This window comes from Streptomyces phyllanthi, from assembly GCF_009377205.1.
Lineage (GTDB): Bacteria > Actinomycetota > Actinomycetes > Streptomycetales > Streptomycetaceae > Streptomyces > Streptomyces phyllanthi.
Genome location: NZ_VJZE01000442.1, coordinates 1 through 7,504 on the forward strand (window position 1 = coordinate 1; position 7,504 = coordinate 7,504).

General features: G+C 69.2%; 7 protein-coding genes and 1 pseudogene. 4 read left to right on the forward strand and 4 right to left on the reverse strand.

The window, feature by feature from the left end; genetic code table 11:
* The 3 genes and pseudogenes from FNH04_RS37255 to FNH04_RS37265 form a co-directional block, all read left to right on the forward strand.
* Positions 1–449 (forward strand): annotated as a pseudogene (locus tag FNH04_RS37255) (hypothetical protein); the annotation flags it as partial.
* Positions 450–534: 85 nt separating this feature from the next.
* Positions 535–1,191 (forward strand): DUF433 domain-containing protein, encoded by a 657-nt coding sequence (locus tag FNH04_RS37260; RefSeq protein WP_152790261.1) that lies wholly within the window; start codon positions 535–537, stop codon positions 1,189–1,191.
* A complete protein-coding gene (locus FNH04_RS37265) occupies positions 1,181–1,567 on the forward strand; it encodes a PIN-like domain-containing protein (protein WP_152790262.1) in 387 nt (128 codons plus the stop codon). Before FNH04_RS37260 ends, FNH04_RS37265 begins: the two co-directional genes overlap by 11 nt.
* A gap of 421 nt (positions 1,568–1,988) precedes the next feature.
* On the opposite strand, the gene FNH04_RS37270 is transcribed toward FNH04_RS37265, so the two are convergent.
* The 4 genes from FNH04_RS37270 to FNH04_RS37290 all read right to left on the reverse strand — a co-directional run bounded on the left by FNH04_RS37270 (position 1,989) and on the right by FNH04_RS37290 (position 6,176).
* Positions 1,989–2,276 (reverse strand): hypothetical protein, encoded by a 288-nt coding sequence (locus tag FNH04_RS37270; RefSeq protein WP_228031832.1) that lies wholly within the window; start codon positions 2,274–2,276, stop codon positions 1,989–1,991.
* Between the two features lie 247 nt (positions 2,277–2,523).
* Complete coding sequence (locus FNH04_RS37275; protein ID WP_152790264.1) at positions 2,524–3,981, reverse strand: FG-GAP-like repeat-containing protein; 1,458 nt, start codon at positions 3,979–3,981, stop codon at positions 2,524–2,526.
* Positions 3,982–4,265: 284 nt separating this feature from the next.
* A complete protein-coding gene (locus FNH04_RS37280; RefSeq protein ID WP_322724957.1) occupies positions 4,266–5,102 on the reverse strand; it encodes a TrmH family RNA methyltransferase in 837 nt (278 codons plus the stop codon).
* Between the two features lie 195 nt (positions 5,103–5,297).
* On the reverse strand, positions 5,298–6,176 hold the full coding sequence (locus FNH04_RS37290; protein ID WP_152790267.1) for a hypothetical protein: 879 nt from the start codon (positions 6,174–6,176) through the stop codon (positions 5,298–5,300).
* A gap of 423 nt (positions 6,177–6,599) precedes the next feature.
* On the opposite strand from FNH04_RS37290, the gene FNH04_RS37295 reads away from it, so the two are divergent.
* Positions 6,600–7,391: a PucR family transcriptional regulator gene (locus tag FNH04_RS37295; RefSeq protein WP_194236942.1), complete on the forward strand. Its 792-nt coding sequence runs from the start codon at positions 6,600–6,602 to the stop codon at positions 7,389–7,391.
* Positions 7,392–7,504 lie beyond the last annotated feature (113 nt).

The window sequence follows — 7,504 nt, forward strand, 5'->3', positions numbered from 1 at the left end:
TGCCGTTCATCGCGGTGGCCGAGGCACACGTCCTTCGTTCTCTGCGCTCCCTGGGGCTCCGTATGAGCGAGATCAGGGAGGCGGCCGCCGCCGTACGGGACGCCTTCGACACCCCCTATGGCCTCGTCCTGTCCGAGCAGGAAGCCGCCCGCCTCGCCCCGGCCGTCACCCGGTGGCTCGCGGCGGGCCTTCTGCCCACGCACATCACGGACCACCTCACCGCAGGACTCCCGGGCAGCCTCCTGACCCGCCCGGCCGGCATCCTCGCCTACCGGCTCAAGGAGACTCCCCTTCACCTGCCCGCACCGGCCAGGAGCGCTGAACCCTCAGCCCGCCCGGCGGTCGTGCCCATGCGGAACTGCGACGGCTGCGACCGGGGGTTCCGCACGGCGGAACCCGGCCTCTGCCGGGACTGCCGGTCACAGGACCGACTCCCTGCGGCCGGCTGAGCCGTTGGCTGGGTGTGCGGTCCACCCGCAGGTGGGAGGCTTGGTGTGGCACGATGCGAAACCCGGTGCCAACGGGAGGTGGGGCATGGTCGACAGGTTCAAGGACGGGCTTCTGACGCCCACGGAAACGGCCTCCTACCTTGAGATCCCGCAGTCGACTCTCACCTCGTGGCTGAAGGGCAGGGCCGCCGGAGCACCACTGGTCCACCAGGTCGAGCCGGTGCGGAAGGGGCAGCCTTCGGTGCCGTTCATCGCGGTGGCCGAGGCACACGTCCTTCGTTCTCTGCGCTCCCTGGGGCTCCGTATGAGCGAGATCAGGGAGGCGGCCGCCGCCGTACGGGACGCCTTCGACACCCCCTATGGCCTCGTGTCCAAGCGGATCGCCACGGACGGCGTGGACATCTTCATCGAGCACGGTTGGGGGGATCTCCGCAGAGCGCGCGACGGTCAGGTCCCCATCCAGGAAGTGGTCTCCGACTATCTCCGCTACCTCACCTGGGAGCCGGGCGACGACTTCCCCTCCAGCCTGCGACTGAGGCAGTACCCGGACTCTGTCCCCGTCGTGATCGACCCGAGGTTCGGCCACGGACTCCCTGTCGTGGCCGCCAACCGCGTCACGGTCCAAGCGATCACCGACCTGTGGGAGGCCGGGGAAACCGTCGAGGACATCGCGTACGACTACGACATGACGCCTGAGCAGGTGGACGCGCTCTGCCAGGCAGTGGTGCACCTTGTCGCCTGAGTTCTTCCTCGACCGGAATCTCGGTCGTCGTGTGGCGGAGGGGCTGATGGCCTGCGGGTGGACGGTTCACCGCATCGGGGATGTCTTCCCGGACGATGGACAGGACGTCCCGGACGAGGAGTGGATCACGTACGGTCTCGACCGCTCCTGGGTCCCGCTCTCGAAGGACGGGCGGATCAAGACTCGGGACCTGGAAATCCGGCCCGTTCTGGAGCGTGAGGCAGTGCTGTTCTACCTGGACAACCAGCAGCTGCGCAGTGCCGAGATGGTCGAACGGCTCGACGCGCACCGTGAGGCGATCCACCGGGCAGTGGGCAGGGGTGGTCCCGCGGCCTACGCAGTACGACGCGACCGCATCGAGCGCACCTGGCCCTGAGAGGCAGACGGTCCGGACCTGGTCCGCCCACCACGTGCTCGCGTCCACTTCGCGGCAGGCGTCCACAGGTCGGCCACGATTTCCATCTGCTTGAGGACGAGGTCGACCGCCTCGCGCTCCTCTTCCAGCAGGTGGTCGAGCAGTTCGCCAGCACGGGTGTGCGGGGTCGCGACTGCCTTTGCCTTGCTCGCGCGCTCGGCACTTGAGCCGCCGCACAGAGCTCCCGCCCCCAGCTCACCTCAGCTTCCCAGGCTCAGGGCGCAGTGCCGTCTGCACCGACGCGCAGGTCTTCTCGCATGCCCGCCCGAAGCACTGCAAGGGCATCGTCATAAGTTCGGCGTCGGTCCAGCTACACGGGATCAGTGACCAAGATCGACGGCCACGCCAACGCGGTCGGCCTCGCCGAAGGGCGACGCCCCTGTCACAGTCGGCCCGAGCCCTCGCCCTCCTGGAGCAGCCATTCCCTGACCGAAGGAGCACGGTCGAGGAGCTCGCTGACCTGTGTGCCTTCTTCGCGTGACGTCACCCTCGGCAGTGGGGTGAAGTCGTCGGGAAGCACGTCCAGCAGGCTCATCACACGTTCTCCCGCCCGCAGAGTGATCAACAGCTCGCACCGCAGCTGACGTGGCACGTCCGGGCGGTGGAGCAGGCTGTTCCACAGGGCGGGCCACAGGTAGTGGGTTCCGTCGGGTGCCGCGTTCGCCCGCACCCAGGCTGGGTCCAACCGCTGGTTCAGGCCGAGGTCACACGCCCGCTGCTCCAGCCTGAACAGCGAGGCCTCCAGACGCTGTCGGCGAATCCGGAGATGAGACCAATTGGCTTCTCAGTCCCAGCGACACGCCGTGAAAGCGGTGTGTCGCTGGGACTCGCGAGCCACTCGGCGACCCTACGACGGAGCATTCGCCAACAGCATCCGGAATCCTCCGGTGCCGCCCCTTCCGGCTCTGTCTACATGATCAGGAGCCCGACATCGCGTCCCCGAACATGGGGTCCTCCCCCGGGTTCCCGATGCCCACGGACGACGCGCCGAAGCTCACCGCGCCGGTGGTCGTGACGCCTCCGGTGGCGCCGCGCAGGACCCATACGGCGCCGTCGTCGCTGTTCTCGCCGCCCGCGCCCAGTGACAGATCAGCGCGGCCGTCCTTGTTGTGGTCGGCGAGGTGGATGGCGTCGCCGAACAGGTCCGACGACTCGTTGGCGCCCGGGACGCCCGAGGTGCCCTGGTTGAAGGACTGGGCGCCGGTTGCCGTCAGGCCGGATGCGCCGCCGCGCAGCACCCAGACACTGCCTGCGTGGCTCGCGGAGCCGATGGTCTCGAAGGGCGCGCCGACGGCGAGGTCCGGGTAGTCGTCGCCGTTGACGTCGCCCGCGGCAAGTGTGCCGCCGAACAAGTCCCAGGACTCGTCCGCTCCCGGCACACCCGCGGTGTCCTGGCTGAAGACGGCGCTGCGCGTGGTGTCGACGCCCGCCGCACCGCCGTAGAACACCGTGACGTAGCCGCCGTCCGCCGTCTGGTCCGTGACAGAGGGGGAGTCGGTGCCGACGACCAGGTCGTCGTGCCCGTCGCGGTCGAAGTCGGCCACGGTGAGCGCGCTCGCGTACCCCGGGCCCGCCTCGGTCTGCAGCGTGGGCCCGGTCGAGGCGCCCCGGTAGACGAAGTTGCCCGCGGAGGACCCGACCACCACGTCGTCCGTCCCGTCGTTGTCGAAGTCCCCGGCGGCCAGCTGGACGGCGCCCTTGGGGTACGCGCCGGACTCGATCTGCGTGTCCAAGCGCAGCTTCCCGGCCGCGCCGCCGGACTTGGTGAAGCCGCCCTTGAAGATCCACACGTCCTTGCCGGTGGAACCGACCGCCAGATCGGCCTTCCCGTCGCCGGTGAAGTCACCGACCGCGAGGGACTGGCCGAACCGGTCGTGGCCCGACGCGTTCGGGTCGCTGATCGTCGTGCCGCCCGACAGGCCGGACGAGCCGCCCCACAGGATCGTCACCGAACCGCCGTCGGCATCGCCGCTGACGTCCTCCAGAGGTGTGCCCACGACGAGATCGCCGTAGCCGTCTCTGTTGAGGTCGCCGTGCGCGAGTTCGGTGCCGAAGCGGTCGGAGGTCTCCGAGCTGCCCGGCACGCCGGAGGAACCCTGCGATGTGGTCTTGTGGCGCGCGGCGCTGATACCGCTCGACGAGCCGTAGTTGACGACCACGGCACCCGCCTTCGCCTTCCCGCCCGCGACAGCACCCGGGGCGCCGGTCGCCAGATCGCGGTAGCCGTCGCCGTTGAAGTCGTCGGCTAAGCCCGACCCGGCGGCACTCGCGCCGCCGGGCAGGGTGATGAGCAGGCCACCGGCCAGGGCGGCCGCGACGGCGGTGGCGCCCAGGACGACGGGACGACGGGAGCGCTTGTGATGGGGCCGGGACATGGGTTCCTCTCCAGGACAGACGTGCGGGCCCAGAGAAGGACGTCTGGTGAGCCTGAAGAGTTGCATGGGAAAGGAGAAAAGGAGAGGGGAGGCAGCAGTGCAGCAGTGCAGCAGCGCAGCAGTGCAGCAGCGAAGTACAGCAACCGCGTGAACCGCAGGTGACCTTCCCTGACCCCACCACACCTCACGGGTGCGATTACCAGGGGGCCGACACGACGTCGCCATCGACCAGACTCAAGTAGTGGTCGAGAACCGCCGTACCGAGCAGTGCGGATCCCCGTAGGTCAGGCAGGGCGTCTCGCGGCGGTGATGCGTTGCCGGTGTGCCTCGTACAGCACGGCGGTGGCAGCGTTGGCGGCGTTGAGGGAGCTCGCGGATCCGGTCATCGGAATGCTGACCGTGTGATCACAGAGGTTCCGCCAGGCGTTGCTCAGCCCGGACGTCTCATTGCCGATCAGCAGCAGTACCGGCTGGGTGAAGTCGAAGTCGAAGACATCACAGTCCCCCTTCTCGTCGGTGCCGACCAGAACGACCGGCTGCCCCTCGGTCCGCATCGCGTCGACCCAGGTCATCACGGTGTCGGGCGAGGGCACGCGCACGGTCGGCAGGGCGAAGAGGGAGCCCGTGCTGGCGCGCACCGACTTGGGGTCGTACACATCGGCGGCGTGTCCTGACACGATGAGCCCGTGCGCCCCGAAGGCGTCCGCGGACCGGATGACGCTTCCGACATTCCCCGGGCTCGTCGGCCGGTCGAACAGGACGCCCAAGAAGGCGCTGTCGGCCCGGATCCGGCCGAGGTCGTCGGCCGGCATCTCGACGACAGCGACGACCTCCGGTGCGCTCCCGCTCTTCTCCCCGAGGTCCATCAGCAGGTCAGGCGCCATGGCAATCCGCTCGGCATCCACCGTTCGCAGCAGTTCCTCCGCCCACTGCGACAGCTTCCGCTTGCCGTCATGGATCAGCACCCTGATGGGCCAGCCGTACTCCACGGCCAACGAGATCGGACGAACCCCCTGCACCAGGAACTCACCCGCCCGAGTCCGCTTGTTGCGGTTACTGAGGAGTGACTCCCACTGCTGGAAGCGGGCATTGCGTGCAGTGATCCGCTGGAGTGCCGGCACCTGTCCTCCAAGGCAAGCCGTCAACTATGACGCGCTGAGCCTACGCAAGCGTCCATCCACAGGGTGTGGACGGACAGAATGGCGAGGCACCGGCAGGCGACGTGCCGCCTCCGGTGCCTCCGGTGCCTCCGGGTCTTCCGGTGCCTCCGGGTCTTCCGGTGCTTCTGGTGCTTCTGGTGCTTCCGTAGGTGGGGCTCAGAGGCCGTAGCGGTACTTCACGTGCCGCCAGAAGTCCCGGAACATCCACTTGTCGAACTCGGTGATCTGCGCCGCGCTGCCCGCCTTCATGAGGAAGCAGCACTGGCCCGTGGGGGTCCAGTCGTAGAAGTCGTCGAGGCCGAAGGTGTGGCCGACCTCGTGCAGGTAGATGTGGATGTTCTCCTGGTTCAGGGCGCCCGTGAAGTACTCCTGGCCCAGGCGCTGGCCCCAGTCACCGCCGGCGCCGCCCTGGAAGCCCTTGGTCAGCCAGAGGGACTGGTCGTAGTGGCGGGCCACGCCACCGGGGCAGCGGGAGTAGTTGCCGTCCTGGTGGAAGAAGCGGCCGCAGTCGGGGGCGCACTGGGGGGCGCCGCCACCGTCGAGGATGTTGGTGTAGATGTCGACGGAGTTGTCGGTCCACTGGAGGGTGGAGCGGTTCTTCACCGCCCAGCCGACGATGTTGACCGGGACGTTGGTGTACGGCCAGGCGTTGTGGCCCGTGCCGTTCTCCACCATGGCCGACATCCACTTGCCGAACTGCTTCTTCAGCGCGGCGTGGATACGGTCGCGCAGCGCGGCGGAGACGGGGGCGTCGGACTCCCAGCGGACGCAGTAGTTGATGCTTCCGCGGTTGGCCATGACCTGGTCCCAGCCGTAGTTGCGGAAGCCGTAGAGGTTTCCGTACGTCGACTCGACGTGGTTCCACACCTCGTTCAGGGGCTGGACCAGGTTCGAGGGCGGGTTCCAGTTGTCGGCGGCGGCCGCCACCGGGGCCGCGGCGCGTGCCTCCGCGCGGGGCGCCGTCGTGCCGGCCACGAAGACCAGCGCGGCGAACACCGATAAGACCGTGAGCAGACGTGCGAGGTGCTGGCGCATGGGCGAACTCCTCGTGGTGGGGGGATCGTTCACCTTCAGGTCGCCGCCGCCAGGCGTGGGGTTGCCTTCCGGGCGAAATCCGTACGCAGCACGGGGAGGGCCCGGCCGGGCGGCAGGGCCGAAGGGGGGAGTCGCCCTGCCGCGCGGGATCGGGGCTGGGGAAGGAGCCCGCGATCATCTTTGGGGCCTCGCCGCGGGTGGGGGAAGGCTGTGCGGCGATTGTCCGAAGAACTCTGAATGCCGGGGCGGACGGCCCGTTCGGAGTGAGAGGCTTGGGGGGCTCACGGACCCGGCTCCTCACAGCCCCGCACTGGCTCTGATGAAGCTTTGATGTGGTCCGGATGCTCCTGTGATGACGGTCCTGTTGTCTGTACAGGAAGGCGGCGCCGGGCGGCGGCGCCCCCTGGTGCAAGGACGACGTGTATGACCCTGCAGCCACTTCTTCTCCAGCCGGTCCAGCCAGTTCAGCAGGTCCAGCCGGTCCAGTCAGTCCAGCCGGTTCATCCCGTTCTGCTTCCCGGGTTCGTCGGTCTGCCGGAGTCCGTGAGCCCGATCACCCCGCCCCGTACGTGGGCCGTGCTGGGCGTGCAGGCACTGGGCTGCACCGACCACGCGCTGACCAGGGTGTTCGGCCGGCTCTGCGGAGCGGGTACGCAGATACGGTTGCGCGGCGGCCGGGGCACGGTTCTGGCACCCGCGGGGGACTGGCAGCAGGCGCTGCGTCTCGCTCGGCGGATCCGTGCCGATCTCGGTGACGCGGTCTGGATCTCGGTGACCTGGCGGCCGTACGAGGAACTGGCGCGCGGGGTGCGCGAGGCCGAGGACGTCCTGCGGGTGGTGTGCGCGCTGGGACGGCGACCGGGCGTTCACCAACTCGACGACGTGGCCGTGGAGTTCGCCGTGGCGAGCAATCCCGAGGTGTCCCGTCGGCTGATCGCGCTGATCGAACCCGTCGTCACCCGGCCGGAGTTGCTGCGCACGCTGGAGGCACTGATCGCCGCCGACGGCAACCGGGCCCGGGCCGCGGCCGACCTCATCATCCACCGCAGCACCATCGACTACCGGCTGGGCCGTATCGAGGCCCTGACCGGCCACTCGCCGACCCGGATACACGGTCTCCAGACCCTGTGCACGGCCCTCGCGGCCCACACCCTGGCGGGTGCGGGTGCGGGTGCGGGTGCGGGTGCCCGGAGCGCGGCCGCCTCCGCCGTGTAGGGCCGGCCGGACGGTAAGGAACCCGCGGCTAGCCCAGCGAGCGGCGGGCGCCTGTCCGATGAGCGCCTGGCCGACGCCCCTAGCCAACGAGCTCCCGTCGTCCGCCCCAACGG

Excerpts from the sequence above, each read along its gene's own strand:
- FNH04_RS37260 (WP_152790261.1), top strand. The coding sequence starts at position 535 with ATGGTCGACAGGTTCAAGGACGGGCTTCTGACGCCCACGGAAACGGCC.
- FNH04_RS37290 (WP_152790267.1), bottom strand. The coding sequence starts at position 6,176 with ATGCGCCAGCACCTCGCACGTCTGCTCACGGTCTTATCGGTGTTCGCC.
- FNH04_RS37275 (WP_152790264.1), bottom strand. The coding sequence starts at position 3,981 with ATGTCCCGGCCCCATCACAAGCGCTCCCGTCGTCCCGTCGTCCTGGGC.
- FNH04_RS37295 (WP_194236942.1), top strand. The coding sequence starts at position 6,600 with ATGACCCTGCAGCCACTTCTTCTCCAGCCGGTCCAGCCAGTTCAGCAG.